Here is a 16,449-nt window from a genome sequence, read left to right as displayed (position 1 = left end):
CGGGGCGTGTCCTCCGCAATCTGCAAAGACGTATTACTTCGGAGCACAACTGATGCAGGACCTCTCGCCCCGCGCCGCGGACCTTTTGGCCCAACGTCTCTATGAGGCCGGATGCCGCCACGCCTTTGGCATGCCCGGCGGCGAGGTTTTGACCCTGGTGGATGCGCTGGAACAGACTGGGATCACCTTTCACCTGACCAAGCACGAAAACGCCGCCGGTTTCATGGCTGAGGCTGTGCATCACCGCGACGGCGCGCCTGCCATTCTGGTGGCCACGCTCGGCCCCGGCGCGATGAACGGGATCAATGTGGTCGCCAACGCGCTGCAAGATCGCGTGCCCATGATCGTGCTGACCGGCTGTGTCGATGCGGATGAGGCACTGACCTATACCCATCAGGTTATGGATCATGCGCAGGTGTACCGCTCGATCACCAAGGGAACGTTCACGCTGACGGCGCAGGGGTCGGACATCGTGGCGGATAAAGCCGTGTCTCTGGCCAATCAGCCGCGCCCCGGCCCCGTCCATATCGACGTTCCGATCTCGGTCGCGGATACGCGGGTATCCGATGTCAAAAAGCGACGTTTGAAAAAAGCGGCTGTCGTCGCGCCCGAAGGCAACTGTGTTGAAAAAGCGCGTCGCTGGGTGGCGGATGCCGAGCGGCCTGTCGCGATTGTCGGTCTGGATGTTCTATATGACGGGTCGCGCAATGTGGTGCAGGCCTTCCTTGAACACTTCGGAATTCCCTTGGTCACCACCTACAAGGCCAAGGGCGTCGTCCCCGAAGACAACCCGCTGTGCCTTGGCGGGGCCGGGTTGTCGCCACTGGCGGATAAGCACCTTTTGCCATTGGTCGAACAGGCCGATCTGGTCTTGTGTCTGGGTTATGATCCGATCGAAATGCGACTCGGTTGGCGTGAGGTCTGGGACCCCGAAGAAACACGCGTCATCGACATATCCGCCGTGGTCAACGATCACTACATGCATCAGGCCGGGCTGAACCTTGTGGCCGATACCGGGGCGACTCTGGAAGCAATCGCCAAGGGCAACCCGGCGCGTGAAACATGGCCCGGAGGCGAGCCTGCGAAGGTCAAGGCCGCGCTGGCGCAGGCCTTTCCGACCAACGAAGACTGGGGCCCGGCTGCCGTCATCGCTGAAACCCGCGCCACTCTGCCTGCCAACACGCTGGCCACCGCCGACAGCGGCGCGCATCGCATATTGCTGAGCCAGATGTGGGAGTGTTCCGAGGAACGCGGGCTGATCCAGTCTTCGGCTTTGTGCACCATGGGCTGTGCTGTGCCGATGGCGATTGGCCTGAAACTGGCCGAGCCAGACCGTCCGGTCATCAGCTTCTCGGGCGACGCCGGTTTCCTGATGGTCGCCGGAGAGCTGTCGACCGCCGCCGAAATCGGCGGAAACCCAATCTTTCTGGTCTTTGTCGATGCCAGCCTTGCGTTGATCGAGTTGAAACAGCGCCAGCGCCAGATGGGCAATAAAGGCGTGGATTTCGACCGCCACGACTTTGCAGCTATGGGTCGGGCGTTTGGCGGCAAGGGACACACGGTCCGTAACCGCGAAGAACTGCGCGAGGCTCTGAATGACGCGATGAAGGCTGATACCTTCACCGTGATTGCCGCCGAGATCGACCGCGGAGGTTACGATGGCCGGATCTGAAGGACCGCTTAAAGGCGTCAAAGTGCTGGACCTCAGCCGCATTCTGGCCGGACCGACCTGCACGCAGCTGCTGGGCGATCTGGGTGCCAGCGTCATCAAGATCGAGAACCCTGCGACTGGCGGGGACGATACCCGCCAATGGGGTCCGCCTTACGTCGAGGATGCCGAAGGCAACAGATCGGACCTGAGCGCCTATTTCATGGCGGCCAACCGCAATAAGAAATCCGTCGCCATCGACATCACCACGCCCGAAGGTCAGGCCGAAATCAAACGCCTGGCGTCACATGCTGATATCCTGATCGAGAACTTCAAACCCGGCGGTTTGGCAAAATACGGTCTGGACTACGCCACCCTGTCGCAGGATTTCCCCAGCCTCGTCTATTGCTCTATCTCGGGCTATGGGCAAACCGGTCCGAATGCGTCCAAACCCGGCTACGACCTGATGGCGCAGGGCTATGGCGGCGTCATGTCTCTGACCGGCGACCCCGAAGGTGCACCGATGAAGGTTGGGGTCGGCATCGCCGATGTAATGTGTGGCATGTACGCGAGTGTCGGCATTCTGGCCGCGCTGCGCCACCGCGATCAGACCGGTGAGGGGCAGCAGATCGATCTGGCTTTGGTGGATGCGCAGATCGCGTGGCTGATCAACGAAGGGGTGAACTATCTGACCTCGGGCAACGTGCCGCAACGGCGCGGCAACGGGCACCCGAACATCGTGCCTTATGACGTATACGAAACCGCTGATGGCCACGTCATTCTGGCGGTCGGCAACGACAGCCAGTTCCAGCGTTTTTGTGAGTTTATCGGCCATCCGGAATTGTTCGACGATCCGCGTTTTGCCACCAACCCTGCCCGGCTGGAACACCGCGACGCCCTGAATGCCATTCTGCGCCCGGCGGTCAAATCGCACCCGACTGACACTGTTATTGCCGAACTTGAAGCTCGCAAGGTGCCGGTCGGCCCGGTGCAGACGCTGGATCAGGTTTTTGCCACCGATCAGGTCGCAGCACGCCAGATGCAGATCGCGATGCAGGCTGACCCGGGTCAGGTGCAACTGATCGGAAATCCGCTGAAACTGTCGCGCACACCTGTAACATATCGTACCGCTCCGCCGGTTTGTGGGGCTGATACGCAGACCGTTCTGAGTGCTGAAAACCCCTTTGAAGATTGAAACACTCTGCCTATTTCGGCGGCATGTTGCTGAAACATGCCATTGAATCGGCGGTTTTATTCATTTTTTGCCCACACGAGATTTCACCAATTCGAGAGCAGGGCCGATACTGATACGACGCTGCCAGAGTCTCTGCTACATCAATTGGTGTAGGAATTCTCGATTGGATCGGAACATGAACATGAAGCAAGACGTTTTCGGACAGATGAACACCCTGAGCCACCCGGCGAGCGTCGAGGCGTGGGATGGTGTTCTGCTTGGGTTCATGGCCCATGCCGCCGTTACGCCGCAGCATCTTGGCAAAGTTCTTGAGCTTGAGCCCGATTTTGCACTGGGCCACGCAGTCAAGGGGTTGTTCATGGTCCTGCTGGGCCGTCGCGAGATGATGCCCGTCGCCGTCGAAGCGCTGGCAGCTGCCAACACCGCGATAGAGCGTCAACCGGTGTCAGAGCGCGAGCGGCTGTATGTCGAAGCCCTTGCTTTGTATCTGGCCGACCTGCCCTCGCAGGCCATCCAGAAGTTCGAAGAGATCCTGCGCGCGCATCCGCAAGACACGCTGGCGATGAAACTCAGCCACGCGACGCGTTTTGTGCTGGGAGATTCAGCAGGGATGCGTCGGTCGATCGAGCGGGTTTTGCCATCTTATGCACCGGATCATGCTGGCCGCGGCTACCTGCTGGGCTGTCACTCTTTCGCGTTGGAAGAGACCGGTGCCTACGAAAAGGCCGAGATTGCCGGACGTCAAGCGCTGTGGATGGTGTCGGACGACGCCTGGGGTTTGCACGCTGTAGCACACGTGCATGAGATGACAGGCAACGCGCAGCTGGGGCTGGATTGGCTGGCGGGCCGCGAAGAGGCTTGGACCCACTGCAACAACTTCCGTTATCACGTCTGGTGGCACAAGGCGCTGATGCATCTGGATCTGGGTCAGGTCGATCAGGTGATGGAACTGTATGACAACTACATCCGTCAGGACAAAACCGACGATTACCGCGACATCTCGAACGCGACCTCGCTGCTATCGCGGCTGGAGCTTGAGGGTGTCGATGTCGGCAACCGCTGGGAAGAGCTGGCCGACCTCAGCGCCGCACGGACCGAGGATGGTTGCCTGATTTTTGCCGACCTTCACTATCTGCTGGCGCTGACGAGTGACAACCGATCGGACGCAACCGGCAAAATGCTGCAGCGTATTCAAAAGGATGCGCAGCGCAATCAGGGGGATACCCCGATCCGAATGTCCGATCCGGGCATTGCGGCGGCCAAAGGGCTTGAGGCCTTTGGCGATGGACTGTACGGCGAAGCCTTCGACTTTTTGTCGAACGCCCGAGCAGGCATGCAACTGGCAGGTGGAAGCCACGCCCAACGTGATGTCTTCGAGCGCATCACAATTGATTCCGGCCTGCGCGCTGGCCGTCTGGATGCTGTCGAGCGCATTCTGGATGACCGCCGCGCAAAACGCGCCGGGGGCGAAGACAATTACGCTCTTGCGCGCCGCGCATTGATCGACGCGGCCCGCGACAACGGAGACGCACAAAGCGTCCCGGCTGAATAACAAAAACAAAAACCAAGAAGGACAGAATTCGCATGGCGACAGTTTCGCCCGCTTCTGATTTTGCGCCGGTGGCTGCCTCTGCAGCCGCCCCTGCCCGCACGCGCGACCCGCGCCTGGATTTCTATCGCGGAATCGCGATGTTCATCATCCTGATCGCCCATATCCCGAATGACCCATGGGCCAGATGGATTCCCGCGCGGTTCGGATTTTCGGATGCAACCGAAATCTTTGTCTTCTGCTCCGGTATGGCTTCGGCCATCGCCTTTGGTGGCGCGTTCCTGCGCAAGGGCTGGTGGATGGGCACCGCGCGCGTGTCCTTCCGCATCTGGCAGGTCTATTGGGCGCATATCTGTCTGTTCTTCTTTGTGGCCATGTCCATGGCCGCACTCGATCAGTCAGGTTTGTTCGAAAAAACATATATTTCCTCGCTGAACCTGCAGCACTTTTTCAACGACCCCGCGCCGCAGATGGTGGGACTTTTCACGCTGACCTACGTGCCGAACTACTTTGACATTCTGCCAATGTATCTGGTGGTTCTGGCGATGATGCCGATCTTTATGGGTCTGTATCGCATCGGATTCTGGGCGGTCGCCGCGACCTCGATCACGATCTGGCTGGTGGCTCAGTTCGACGTCTTGGACTTACCAGCCGAGCCGTGGTCAGAGCGTCAGTGGTTCTTCAACCCCTTCGGCTGGCAGCTGCTGTTTTTCACCGGTTTCGCCTTCATGCGCGGCTGGATCCCGGCCCCGCCGGTCTCGAAAACCCTGATCTGGGCAGCCGCGCTGTTCCTGATTTTCTCGATGCCGTTTGGGTCGTGGAAAGTGTTCACATGGATCAATTCCGCCGCCCCCGATCTGGCGGATGAAATCCGCAAGGTCTGGCCGGTCACCAAGGAATTCCGCGACAAGACCGATTTCGGCCTGTTCCGTTATCTGCACTTCCTGTCGCTGGCCTATTTGGGCTGGGTCGTGGCTGGTGAACACGGCCACCGCCTGATCGCAACCGGTCAGGGCGCAGCGGCCAAAGTGTGGCAATTCCTGCTGACCGTGATCACGAAAGTCGGGCAGCAATCGCTGGCGGTGTTCGTATTTTCCATGGCCGCTGCACGACTTATCGGCGTTGGCCTGGACCAGAGTGGGCGAGATGTCGCCAGTGTCTTTGTCGCCAACATGATTGGCTTTGCGATGATCATCGGCGTGGCATACATGGCCGCTTGGTTTAAGTCTCAACCTTGGAAGTCTAAGAAATGAATTTTACACGCCGCGCATTTCTGGCCTCGTCCACTGCTCTTGCCTTCGCTCCGGCGGCTTTCGCCACAGGGGGCGCAGCGCCGTTTAGCCGCAATGATGTGATTGAGCTAGCCCGTGATCTGGCCAGCCGCCCCTATGCTGAACGCGATATGGTACCAAAGGAATGGCAGGACCTGACGTATCCGCAATATCGCTCGATCCGGTTTAAGCTGGAAAAGGGCCTGTGGTACGACACAACAACCCCGTTCGAGGTCGATTTCTTTGCGCCTGGACTGTACTTCCCCCGCGCTGTGCAGATCTCTACCGTGGACCACGGTCAGGTAGAGCCTGTGGCGTTTGATCTCGACATGTTCACCAAAAGCGAAGATGTGCCTGTCCTGCCCGCCGACGAAACGCTTGGTTTTTCAGGATTTCGCCTGCGGGCCGAGATGCACCGCCCGGGGCTGACCGATGAATTCTGTGTCTTTCAGGGTGCAAGCTATTTCCGCGCCATCGGACTACACGAAGCCTACGGTCTGTCGGCGCGTGGGCTGGCTTTGAAAACCGGCGATCCGGACGGTGAAGAGTTTCCGGAGTTCATACGTTTCTGGCTGGAACGCCCTGCGCCCGGCCAAAGGAACATGGTTGTTCATGCGTTGATGGACAGCCCCAGCGTCAGTGGTGCGTATCGCTTTGAGGTCACACCCGGACAAGACACCATCATGGATGTCGAGGCGACGCTTTTCCCGCGTGAAGAGATGACGCATGTCGGGATCGCTCCGGGCACCTCGATGTTCCTGTTCGATCAGACCAATCACAGCCGGTTTGACGATTTCCGCCCTGCCGTCCATGACAGCGACGGCCTTTTGGTTCGTAACGGCGCTGGCGAGGTTCTGTGGCGGCCTCTGGCCAACCCGACCCGCCTGCAGATTTCGTCCTTCGTCGATACCAACCCGCGTGGTTTTGGCCTGTTGCAACGAAAACGAGAGTTTTCGGACTATGCCGACCTTGAGGCAAACTATCACAAGCGCCCCAGCCTGTGGGTCGAACCTGCCGGGGATTGGGGTAAAGGGTCGGTCACGCTGGTTGAAATTCCGGCGGATCAGGAAATCTATGACAACATCGTCGCTTATTGGCGACCCGCCGAGCCCTATACGCCGGGCAGTCAGGTCGATCTGTCCTACCGCCTGATCTGGGGTGAAGAACCCCAGCGCTCGCCAATGCCGCGTGTGATCAACACAGCCATGGGCGACAACACCTTTGGCGAAGGGCGTCTGGCCGTCATCGACTTTGAAGAAAGTGAGCTGTTTGACGACCCCGAGGCGATGACGATCTTTGTGGACTCTCCGCACGCTGAAACCTCAGAGGGTGTTTTGCAGCGCAACCCTGACACGGGTGGCCTGCGTCTGGCGTTTTCGTTCCAGCCCGGCGACCGCGATCATGTCGAGCTGCGTGCGCAATTGCTGAAAGACAGAAAGCCGGCCTCTGAGGTGTGGCTGTACCGTTGGACCACATGAGCCGCGACCTACATATCATGCCGCCAGAGGCCCCTCTGGCGATGCCCGCGCAGGATTTCAGCGCGGGGTTTCGGGATGCGCAGGTGCCCGATGCCAAACGCCCCTCGGCCGGGTTCTGGCGCGCGCTGGCGTTTTCGCCCGCAATGGTGGCGACACTTGGCCTGCTGTGGGTCATGACGGATTGGTTCGGTGCCGAAGGCATCAACATGATCGAGGCAGTGCTGCTGGCGCTGATCTCGTTCAACTTCTTCTGGATTTCCTTCACGGTCTGCACCGTCTTGCTGGGCATGGTGTCTCTGTCCCGGCAAGATCGTCCTGTCCGGCGGGGCCGGGCTCAACCTCTGCGCGTCGCGCTGCTGACACCCGTTTATAATGAGGTGCCGTGGAACGTGCTGGGCAATGCCCGCACGATGCTTGAGGATTTGCAGAAGCGTGGCGGACAGCACCACTATGCCATGTTCATCCTGTCCGACACACGCGACCCTGAGATCGCCGCACAGGAACAAGCCAGCGTAGAGGCGCTGCGCACCACACTCGCCCCCGGTCTTGAGCTCTATTATCGCCGCCGTCCGCAGAACACGGACCGCAAGGTTGGCAACATCGCCGATTGGGTCAGCCGGTGGGGCGCGGACTGGGACGCGATGCTGGTGCTGGACGCCGACAGTCTGATGACGGGCCGTGCCATATCACGGCTGACGGACGCGCTGGCCCGCGATCCCGGTGCCGGGTTGATCCAAAGCTACCCGCAATTGATCGGCGCGCAATCCGTCTTTGCCCGGATGCAGCAGTTTGCAAACGGCGTCTATGGCATCGCTTTTGCCGAGGGTCTGGCGCGCTGGTGTGGGCAGGAAGGTAACTATTGGGGCCACAACGCCATCATCCGTACGCGAGCGTTCGCGACCAGTGCAGGTTTGCCGAAACTGCGGGCGATGAACGGTCAGGAAAAGCTGATCATGAGCCACGATTTCGTCGAGGCCGGGTTGTTGCGCCGGGCCGGGTGGGCCGTGCGGTTCCTGCCGCGTATTCGTGGATCCTACGAAGAAACCCCGCCCACTCTGATCGACCACGCTCTGCGCGACCGGCGCTGGTGTCAGGGCAACCTGCAGCATCTGAAACTGCTGGGCTCGGCTGGATTCCAGCCTGTGTCACGGTTCCACATGTTCCACGGCGCGGTCGGCTATTTGATGTCGCCGCTGTGGTTTGCGCTGCTGGTCATGTGGGCACTGATCGGTCAGGGCGAAGAAGCGTCCGTCCTTCATTACTTCAGCCCCGACAATCCGCTGTTCCCGCAATGGCCCGAGATGACGGAAACCCGCCATGTGCTGATCATTCTGGTCATGTATGCGATGCTGCTCGCACCCAAGGTGCTGGGCGTTCTGGCGCTGCCGCTCAGCGGTGTGCGCTATGCCGAGTTCGGTGGTGGGCGCAAGTTCCTGACCTCTTTCCTGACCGAGGTCGTGTTGTCGATCCTCTACGCCCCTATTCTGATGGTCCAGCAGATGATTGCCGTCATCCGCACCGCGCTTGGCATCCAAAAAGGCTGGTCACCGCAGGCGCGCGACGGCGGCACCTATAGTCTGCGCACACTGATCCTGTGCCACACGGTCGAAACGATCAGTGGCCTGGCGTTGAGCGCAGGCATCCTGTCCGGCCTCGTTTCAATCTGGTTGGCTCCGATTGCAATCAGCCTGGCTCTGGCGATCCCTTTGTCAGCGCTGAGCGGCGTTTCGGCAGGCGCAGCACGCCGGATGGTTGGCATGAAAGAAGATTTTCAGGAACCCGCCATCACCCGGTCGGCGCGTCGGTACAGGGATGAGCTGAAAAACGTGATCGAGGGCAAAGGTGTCATGACCCCTGCCGAGTGATTAACCACCCGGCAGGCCCTCGTACCAATCAACCATCATGTCCGCCCAGCCTTTGGGTACTGTGTGACCGCCCGGAAACAGTGCAAACTCCAACGCGCTGCCTTCGTCACACCCGCCCCAATAACGGCGCATGAACACGCCTGTGGTGGAAAACCCGCTGGGTTTGGTATCGACACAGCCATTTGCCACGCGCCAGATTTCGAGCCCCGCAAAGATGTCGCCCTGATGGAACCTGCCCCCGCCCAACAGCCGACCCTCGAGAGGCACCACATTGTCGGTCCAGCCATGGGTGTGGAAAAGGCGCACAGGGCCATCGCAGGCCTCAGGATGCGGCCGCCAGAACCCGCCGGATACCGGCACATATGCCGAAAACGTATCCGGCGCGGCACAAGCGAGGTAGTAGACCATGAAAGCCCCAGCCGAGAACCCGCCCAGAACGACCCGGTCCGTGTCGATACCGAACCGAGCGCCAGCATCCTGCACGGCCTCGGTCAGAAAGGCGGTTTCATCGCGTTCGCCAAATCCGGGGTAAAAATTCCAGCTTTTGACCCCGGGCCGGTTTGATCTTTCCAGCCCTTCCGGGGCCATTACCGCATATCCCCGCGCCAGCAGGGGTTCGACCATGCCCCGGTTGTTCATAGTTCCGGTCCCGCTGCCGCCATAACCGTGAAGGAAGACGACAAGCGGCGGATTGTCGGCCTGCGGAAGTTCGATGTGATATCCGCCCGACGCGGTCTCGCACATCCCCTCCTGTTCGGCGCAGGCAGCCAAGCTGGCCTGCCCGGTCAACGCAAGGCCCGCGGCCAAGGTCAAATTGCGGATCATCCTGTCTCTCCTGTATTGCGCTCAACCGGCAACCCGGCGCGCACCCACCCCGGGCCCGCAGCCGAGCCCAACATGCCTTCGGGCACATCAATGATATTGGTGAAACCGGCCTGGGTCAGCCGGTTGCTGAGACGCGCGGACCGGACGCCGCGCGCGCAGATCAGGGCAACAGGGGCATCCTGGTCCCCGTTGGCCAATTCTGTCAGGACCTGATCGAAATCGTCACGGCGCATGTCCAGCGGATAGGCCCCCTCGCCGACCCCGGTCGCACGCCATTCTCGGGGCGTGCGAATGTCGACCAGCACGATCTCACCGGACATCGCTCGCTGATGGGCGTCCTGAACGCTCAGTTGACCGCCCGCATAATCCGGCGGGATCAGCCGGTACTCGCGAATGGCAAACCCCGTGGCGATGGCCGCACCACCGCCCAGCAAAACCCACCTTCGGGTTCGGTTCACCTTGCTTGCCATTCGGGCTCCTCCTGACACTTAGTGCCGCTTGTAACACAGCCTGTTCAGGGCCGCTGCGTCCAAATTCGGGCAGCAGATCAAGATCGCGTCATTATCGCGCAGGTAAATTGCATCCAATATGTTCCTTTTAGAACCGTTCGAAACCTTGCATTTTTTGAACAGTCATTAAATTATCCCTACTAAATCTGTCATGTTGACCGCCTAGCTCGGAGTATCGCACTTGTCCCTATTCCTCATCGCGGCCCTTCCCTTTCTTGGCGCTGTTTTTCCAGCTCTACTGATCCGGGCAGGACGAAATGCAGCCGCTTCCGCAGCTGGGTTAACCACCTTCTTGGCGCTGATGGGGTTATTGATTCACATCCCCTCTGTCATGCGCGGAGAGGTCATAACCGCCCGGTTCGAGTGGATCCCGGCACTGGGACTGAACGCGAATTTCATGCTGGACGGGCTGGGTTTTTTGTTTGCCCTGCTGATCCTTGGGATCGGGTTGCTGATCATCCTTTACGCGCGTTTCTATCTGTCGCGCGAAGATCCGATGGGCCAGTTTTACACCTATCTGCTGCTGTTTCAGGGCGCGATGGTCGGGATTGTTCTGTCCGACAACATCCTGCTTTTGCTTATCTTTTGGGAACTTACGTCGCTCAGCTCATTCCTGTTGATCGGCTATTGGAAGCACCTGCCCGAGGGGCGGCAAGGCGCACGGATGGCTTTGGCTGTAACAGGCTCGGGCGGCTTGGCCATGATCGCGGGGATGCTGATCCTGGGCAATATCGTCGGATCCTATGACCTGAGCGTCATTTTACAGAACAAAGAGCTTATCCAGGCCTCGCCCTATTACCTGCCGGCTCTGATCCTGATCTTGCTGGGCTGCTTTACCAAGTCGGCACAGTTCCCGTTCCATTTCTGGCTCCCCCATGCGATGGCCGCGCCGACGCCGGTTTCGGCCTATCTGCACTCGGCCACCATGGTGAAGGCCGGGTTGTTCCTGATGGCGCGGATGTGGCCCGTTTTGGCCGGGACGGACGCTTGGTTCTACATTGTTGCCACAACTGGACTTATCACCATGTTGATGGGCGCGGTGATCGCGCTGTTCAAAGATGACCTCAAGGCGCTGCTGGCTTTTTCCACCGTTTCGCATCTGGGACTGGTGACCATGCTGTTGGGCTTTGGCACCAAATTTGCAGCGGTCGCTGCTGTGTTCCACATCATCAACCACGCCACGTTCAAGGCGGCGCTGTTTATGACCGCAGGGATCGTCGACCACGAAACAGGGACGCGTGACATCAAGCGGTTGGGCGGCCTGCGCCACCTGATGCCGATCACCTTCACCATTGGCACGATTGCCGCGCTGTCGATGGCCGGCCTTCCTCCGCTCAACGGCTTCCTGTCCAAAGAGATGATGCTCGAGGAAACCGTTCACACAACTTGGTTGAACTCGCATTACCTCGTGCCGGGATTGGCGTTGCTGGCCGCTTTGTTCTCGGCGGCGTATTCCTTCCGGTTCGTCAGCCACGTGTTTCTTGGCCCCGAACGCCACGACTATCCGGCGCATCCGCATGATCCGCCCGTCGGGCTGTGGCTGGCTCCGGCCTTCCTTGTCATACTGGTGGTGCTTATCGGCCTGTATTCAAACGCCATTGTCGGCCCGCTGGTCGCGGTCGTGTCCAGTGCGGTTATTGGTGGCGAGAAACTGCCTTATTACTCACTGAAGCTCTGGCATGGGTTCACGCCCGCCCTCTACATGTCCGTTGTAGCAACCCTGGGCGGCCTGTTCCTGCTGAGCCTGCACAGGCATGAAGAGCGGTTCTGGAACGCACTGCCCCGCCCCGAGGCCAAGGTGATCTTCGAGGCGGTGATCGCAGCGCTGACAAAGCTCAGCCAGGTGGTCACCGACACGCTCCACAATGGCGTTCTCAGCCGCTATGCTGTCATCCTGATCGCCTTCACAGTTGGCCTGGGCTACTACGCCTATACCACCGGCACGGTCGGGCCGGAGACCCGGACCGGGCTGGGTATTCAGATCATCCCGCTGATCGGATGGATTTGCCTTGTCGGGGCAACTCTGGCGATCATGTGGTTCCACCGCAACCGCCTGTTGTCGCTGGTCCTGATCGGTGTCGTTGGCCTGATTGTCTCGATGGCGTTTAACTATCTGTCTGCTCCGGACCTGGCGCTGACGCAGATCTCGGTCGAAGTCGTGACGATGATCCTGCTGCTGTTGTCGCTGAACTTCCTGCCCACGGACACGCCATGGGACAGCAGTGCTGCCCGTCGCTGGCGCGATGCGGCCATTTCTGTTGTGGCGGGGATCGGTTCAGGTGCGTTGATCTATGCGCTGATGCTGCGGGATTTCGCCTTTCCGACGATTTCAGATTTCCACCTGGCGAACTCTTACAAAGGTGGCGGTGGCACCAACGTGGTCAACGTAATTCTGGTCGACTTCCGGGGCTTTGATACCTTTGGCGAGATTATCGTGTTGGGCATCGCCGCCCTGATCATCTTTGCTCTGACCGAGTCCGTTCTGGGCACAAATGTCCGCGCTTACCTGCTGAATCGCAAACCGCACTGGCCGCAATCAGGGGACTCGCACCCGTTGATGATGGTGGTTGTGACCCGGATGATGATGCCCATCGCGCTGATGGTCGGAGCCTACATCTTTTTCCGCGGCCACAACCAGCCGGGCGGTGGCTTCATCGCCGGCCTGGTGGTCGCGATTGCCTTCCTGATGCAATACATGGCGAGTGGCTATACCTGGGCGATCGAACGACAAAGGTTTTACTACCACGGCACTATCGGCTGGGGCGTTTTGATCGCTGCGGCCACCGGCCTAGGCGCGTGGTTCAACGAACGGCCCTTCCTGACCAGTGACTTCGGCTACATCAACTGGCCCCCGCTCGAAGAATTTGAGTGGGCGACCGCGATGTTGTTCGACGTCGGCGTGTTCCTTGCCGTTTTGGGCGCGGTCATGCTGGCGCTGGATAGCCTGTCACGATTTGCCTGGCAGCCGGGCATGGCACAAGAACACCCGATGGATATCAACCCGTTGCGGGATACTCCGCCGGAAGAAGACAAAGAGAAGGAGCAGGCCTGATGGAAGCGCTCGTAGCCTCTGCGGTCGGCGTCATGACCGCCGCCGGTATTTTCCTGATCCTGCGCCGCCGGACGTTTCCCGTCATTCTGGGCCTGTCGCTGCTGACCTACGCGGTGAACGTGTTCCTGTTCGCAACCGGGCGGCTCGCGCTGGACGCGCCGGCCGTTCTGAACAAATACGAGGAAGTGCCCTATACTGATCCGCTGCCGCAAGCGCTGGTTCTGACGGCCATCGTGATCTCGTTCGGGATGACGGCGGTGATCGTGATGATCTCTCTGTCCGCCTATCTGTCTGCGAAGGATGACCATATCGATATGACCGCCCATGACAGCGTAGACGCGCCGGGAGATGACGCATGAACCACTGGATCGTTGCGCCGATCGTCCTTCCCGCGATCCTGGCCCCGTTTATCATCATGGTCCTGCGCTATCACCTGGACCTGCAACGCATCTTCTCGGTCGCCGGGGTTGTGGCCCTGCTGGGGATTGCCCTGACCATCACCGCACAGGCGGCAGGCGGCGACATCCAGGTCTATGAGCTGGGCAACTGGCCCGCGCCTTTTGGCATTGTGCTGGTTTTGGACCGCTTGTCCGCCATGATGGTCTTGCTGACCGCTCTGCTGGCCTTGCCCATCGTGCTCTATGCCATCGCGTCCGGCTGGGACGACCGGGGCAAGCATTTCCATGCGCTGTTCCACTTTCAGCTGATGGGGGTCTGCGGGGCGTTTCTGACCGGCGATGCCTTTAACCTGTTCGTGTTCTTCGAGGTTCTGCTGATCGCGTCCTACGGCCTGATGACCCATGGCGGCGGTTCTGTTCGCCTGAAGGCTGGGGTGCAGTATGTGGCCTATAACCTTCTGGGGTCGACGCTGTTCCTGTTTGCTCTTGGTACGCTCTATGCGGTGGCCGGAACGCTCAACATGGCCGACATGGCCGCGCGTGTGGCCGACCTTCCTTCGGACGACACCGCCCTGCTGCGGGTCGGTGCGGTCCTGTTGCTGCTGGTGTTCTGCATCAAGGCTGCCGTTCTACCCCTGCATTTCTGGTTGCCCGCCAGCTATGCCAGCGCACCCCTGCCCGTGGCTGCCCTGTTCGCCATCATGACCAAGGTCGGGGCCTATTCGATCCTGCGCATGTACACTCTGGGCTTTGGCCCCGAAGTTGAAGCAACGCAGGGCCTTGTCGGAACCTGGCTGCAACCCGCAGCCTTGGTCACTCTGGCAGTCGGCGCCATTGGCATCCTTGGCTCACAACATATCGCGCGCATGGTGGCGTTTTGCGCGATAACCTCGATGGGTACGCTACTGATCGCAATCTCGCTGTTCACCGAAACGGCGACGGCCGCCGCGCTGTACTATGTTTATCACTCGACCCTGGCCACCGCGCTTATGTTCCTGGTTGCCGATCTGGTGATGGAACGCCGGGGCGGAGCAATCACACCGACGGCCCCCATGCCGCAAACCGGCCTGATCTCGGCGCTGTTCTTCGTCGGCGCAATTGCGATGGCCGGTATGCCGCCGTTGTCGGGCTTTATCGGTAAGCTGCTGGTTTTGGACGCTGCACGTGATGCTCCCGATGTGACGGCCATCTGGGCCGTGATCCTGATCGGATCATTTGTCACCATCGTTGGTCTTGCTCGGGCGGGCTCTTTGATCTTCTGGAAAAGCCACGACGTCCAGCACAACACCGAACGAGACCCCGAAAACGAAGAAGACATCACAGCACCCCCTGCGCCCGAGCCCAACCCCGGCCTCGCCTTCACTGCCGTCTTTGCGATGGCCATGGGTCTTGTGCTGCTGACACTGTTTGCAGGTCCCGCGCTGGAGTATACCAACAAGACGGCCGAGCAACTGTTCACACCCGAGAACTATATCTCGGCCGTATTGGGAGGCGACACATGATCAGACTTCTGCACCGCATTTTCCCACACCCGCACCTCACGGTGCTGCTGACGATTGTCTGGGTCTTGCTGGCCAACAACATGACGCTCAATTCGTTGGTGTTTGGCCTGATCCTGGGCATCATCATTCCATTCATCACGCAGCCCTATTGGCCCGACCGGCCCAAGTTGCGTAACTGGCCGATGGTTGTGGAATATATGCTGGTGGTTCTGTGGGACATCGTGGTCGCCAACGTCACCGTTGCGCGGATCATCCTGTTCAAACGCGATGCAGACCGAAAGCCGGCCTGGATTTCTGTTCCGCTTGAGTTGCGCACGCCAGAGGCCATCACTGTGCTGGCGGGCACCATCACCATGACCCCCGGCACCGTCAGCAGCGACCTGTCGGCCCAAGGCCATAACCTGCTGGTACATTGCCTGGACGCGCCGGACCCCGACGCTGTGCGCGATCAGATCAAGAGCCGTTACGAACGTCGCCTGAAGGAGATTTTCGAATGATCGACTATGCGATTTTGTTTGCATTCGCCTGTTTCGGTACGGCCATCATGATGTGCCTGTGGCGGATCATCACCGCAGACGGCGTTGGCACACGTGTTCTGGCCCTTGATACGATGGTCATTAACACGATCGCGCTGCTGATCCTTTATGGCCTGAACCTGGGAACTGAGGTGTTCTTTGAATCCGCGATGATCATCGCCATGCTCGGGTTCGTTTCAACGGTCGCTTATGCGCGCTTCATGTTGCGCGGCAATATAATCGAGTGAGGATGCCATGACTTTCATCGTCGAACTGCTGATTGCCTTCTTCCTCGTCATCTCGGGCATATTCGGATTTGTCGGCTCGTACGGCATGATCAAGCTAAAGGACCCGATGTCCCGTCTGCACGCCCCCACCAAGGCGACAACGCTGGGTGTGGGCGGTGTTTTGCTGGCCTCGATCTGCCATTCGGTCCTGCTTGAGGGCAAGCTGTCCATGCACGAACTGCTGATCACGCTGTTTTTGTTCCTGACCGCGCCGATCACGGCCCTGTTCATTGCCAAATGGCACATTCATCGCCATGAAAAGCCCAGCGATTTGCCAGACGCGGGCGAAGATGAGCTTTGGGCCACACACGCGGTTGAGCAGGTCGAAGACGTTCCTGATCACAGCAAGACCTGA

General features: G+C 59.7%; 14 protein-coding genes. 12 read left to right on the top strand and 2 right to left on the bottom strand.

The window, feature by feature from the left end:
- Positions 1 to 52 precede the first annotated feature (52 nt).
- From J7416_RS01635 to mdoH, 6 genes are all read left to right on the top strand, one after another.
- Positions 53 to 1,672 carry a thiamine pyrophosphate-binding protein gene (locus tag J7416_RS01635; protein ID WP_209222446.1) on the top strand — a complete coding sequence of 540 codons (1,620 nt, stop codon included), beginning with the start codon at positions 53 to 55 and terminating at the stop codon, positions 1,670 to 1,672.
- Entirely contained in the window at positions 1,659 to 2,843 is a 1,185-nt protein-coding gene (locus J7416_RS01630) for a CaiB/BaiF CoA-transferase family protein (RefSeq protein ID WP_209222444.1), read from the top strand. Before J7416_RS01635 ends, J7416_RS01630 begins: the two co-directional genes overlap by 14 nt.
- Before the next feature lie 181 nt (positions 2,844 to 3,024).
- On the top strand, positions 3,025 to 4,395 hold the full coding sequence (locus J7416_RS01625; RefSeq protein ID WP_209222442.1) for a tetratricopeptide repeat protein: 1,371 nt from the start codon (positions 3,025 to 3,027) through the stop codon (positions 4,393 to 4,395).
- A gap of 32 nt (positions 4,396 to 4,427) precedes the next feature.
- The gene (locus J7416_RS01620; protein WP_209222440.1) at positions 4,428 to 5,645 is read left to right on the top strand and encodes an OpgC domain-containing protein; all 1,218 of its coding nucleotides are present in this window, start codon (positions 4,428 to 4,430) and stop codon (positions 5,643 to 5,645) included.
- Positions 5,642 to 7,141, top strand: coding sequence for a glucan biosynthesis protein G (locus J7416_RS01615; protein WP_209222438.1), 1,500 nt, complete (start codon positions 5,642 to 5,644; stop codon positions 7,139 to 7,141). Before J7416_RS01620 ends, J7416_RS01615 begins: the two co-directional genes overlap by 4 nt.
- Complete coding sequence (mdoH, locus tag J7416_RS01610) at positions 7,138 to 9,006, top strand: glucans biosynthesis glucosyltransferase MdoH (RefSeq protein WP_209222436.1); 1,869 nt, start codon at positions 7,138 to 7,140, stop codon at positions 9,004 to 9,006. The genes J7416_RS01615 and mdoH overlap by 4 nt, the downstream gene beginning before the upstream one ends.
- Here the strand turns inward: mdoH and J7416_RS01605 are convergent, their stop codons facing one another.
- Both J7416_RS01605 and J7416_RS01600 read right to left on the bottom strand, forming a co-directional pair.
- Positions 9,007 to 9,831, bottom strand: a complete 825-nt coding sequence (locus tag J7416_RS01605) for a PHB depolymerase family esterase (RefSeq protein WP_209222434.1) — start codon at positions 9,829 to 9,831, stop codon at positions 9,007 to 9,009.
- Positions 9,828 to 10,301: a rhodanese-like domain-containing protein gene (locus J7416_RS01600; RefSeq protein WP_209222432.1), complete on the bottom strand. Its 474-nt coding sequence runs from the start codon at positions 10,299 to 10,301 to the stop codon at positions 9,828 to 9,830. The genes J7416_RS01605 and J7416_RS01600 overlap by 4 nt, the downstream gene beginning before the upstream one ends.
- Positions 10,302 to 10,521: 220 nt before the next feature.
- Here J7416_RS01600 and J7416_RS01595 point away from each other — a divergent pair, with 220 nt between their 5' ends.
- Genes J7416_RS01595 through J7416_RS01570 form a run of 6 tightly spaced genes read left to right on the top strand, consistent with a single transcriptional unit; the run spans position 10,522 to position 16,449 of the window.
- Positions 10,522 to 13,392, top strand: coding sequence for a monovalent cation/H+ antiporter subunit A (locus J7416_RS01595; protein ID WP_209222430.1), 2,871 nt, complete (start codon positions 10,522 to 10,524; stop codon positions 13,390 to 13,392).
- Positions 13,392 to 13,751, top strand: a complete 360-nt coding sequence (locus J7416_RS01590) for a Na+/H+ antiporter subunit C (protein ID WP_209222428.1) — start codon at positions 13,392 to 13,394, stop codon at positions 13,749 to 13,751. Before J7416_RS01595 ends, J7416_RS01590 begins: the two co-directional genes overlap by 1 nt.
- Positions 13,748 to 15,292, top strand: a complete 1,545-nt coding sequence (locus tag J7416_RS01585; RefSeq protein ID WP_209222426.1) for a monovalent cation/H+ antiporter subunit D — start codon at positions 13,748 to 13,750, stop codon at positions 15,290 to 15,292. Before J7416_RS01590 ends, J7416_RS01585 begins: the two co-directional genes overlap by 4 nt.
- The gene (locus J7416_RS01580; protein ID WP_170465898.1) at positions 15,292 to 15,789 is read left to right on the top strand and encodes a Na+/H+ antiporter subunit E; all 498 of its coding nucleotides are present in this window, start codon (positions 15,292 to 15,294) and stop codon (positions 15,787 to 15,789) included. Before J7416_RS01585 ends, J7416_RS01580 begins: the two co-directional genes overlap by 1 nt.
- On the top strand, positions 15,786 to 16,055 hold the full coding sequence (locus tag J7416_RS01575) for a K+/H+ antiporter subunit F (RefSeq protein ID WP_209222424.1): 270 nt from the start codon (positions 15,786 to 15,788) through the stop codon (positions 16,053 to 16,055). The genes J7416_RS01580 and J7416_RS01575 overlap by 4 nt, the downstream gene beginning before the upstream one ends.
- Positions 16,056 to 16,062: 7 nt before the next feature.
- Entirely contained in the window at positions 16,063 to 16,449 is a 387-nt protein-coding gene (locus tag J7416_RS01570) for a Na+/H+ antiporter subunit G (RefSeq protein ID WP_209222422.1), read from the top strand.

The organism is Ruegeria sp. R14_0, from assembly GCF_017743975.1.
GTDB lineage: Bacteria > Pseudomonadota > Alphaproteobacteria > Rhodobacterales > Rhodobacteraceae > Ruegeria.
This window is presented reverse-complemented; position numbering and strand designations above follow the sequence as displayed.

Excerpts from the sequence above, each read along its gene's own strand:
- J7416_RS01635 (WP_209222446.1), top strand. The coding sequence starts at position 53 with ATGCAGGACCTCTCGCCCCGCGCCGCGGACCTTTTGGCCCAACGTCTC.
- J7416_RS01630 (WP_209222444.1), top strand. The coding sequence starts at position 1,659 with ATGGCCGGATCTGAAGGACCGCTTAAAGGCGTCAAAGTGCTGGACCTC.
- J7416_RS01625 (WP_209222442.1), top strand. The coding sequence starts at position 3,025 with ATGAAGCAAGACGTTTTCGGACAGATGAACACCCTGAGCCACCCGGCG.
- J7416_RS01620 (WP_209222440.1), top strand. The coding sequence starts at position 4,428 with ATGGCGACAGTTTCGCCCGCTTCTGATTTTGCGCCGGTGGCTGCCTCT.
- J7416_RS01615 (WP_209222438.1), top strand. The coding sequence starts at position 5,642 with ATGAATTTTACACGCCGCGCATTTCTGGCCTCGTCCACTGCTCTTGCC.
- mdoH (WP_209222436.1), top strand. The coding sequence starts at position 7,138 with ATGAGCCGCGACCTACATATCATGCCGCCAGAGGCCCCTCTGGCGATG.
- J7416_RS01605 (WP_209222434.1), bottom strand. The coding sequence starts at position 9,831 with ATGATCCGCAATTTGACCTTGGCCGCGGGCCTTGCGTTGACCGGGCAG.
- J7416_RS01600 (WP_209222432.1), bottom strand. The coding sequence starts at position 10,301 with ATGGCAAGCAAGGTGAACCGAACCCGAAGGTGGGTTTTGCTGGGCGGT.
- J7416_RS01590 (WP_209222428.1), top strand. The coding sequence starts at position 13,392 with ATGGAAGCGCTCGTAGCCTCTGCGGTCGGCGTCATGACCGCCGCCGGT.
- J7416_RS01585 (WP_209222426.1), top strand. The coding sequence starts at position 13,748 with ATGAACCACTGGATCGTTGCGCCGATCGTCCTTCCCGCGATCCTGGCC.
- J7416_RS01575 (WP_209222424.1), top strand. The coding sequence starts at position 15,786 with ATGATCGACTATGCGATTTTGTTTGCATTCGCCTGTTTCGGTACGGCC.
- J7416_RS01570 (WP_209222422.1), top strand. The coding sequence starts at position 16,063 with ATGACTTTCATCGTCGAACTGCTGATTGCCTTCTTCCTCGTCATCTCG.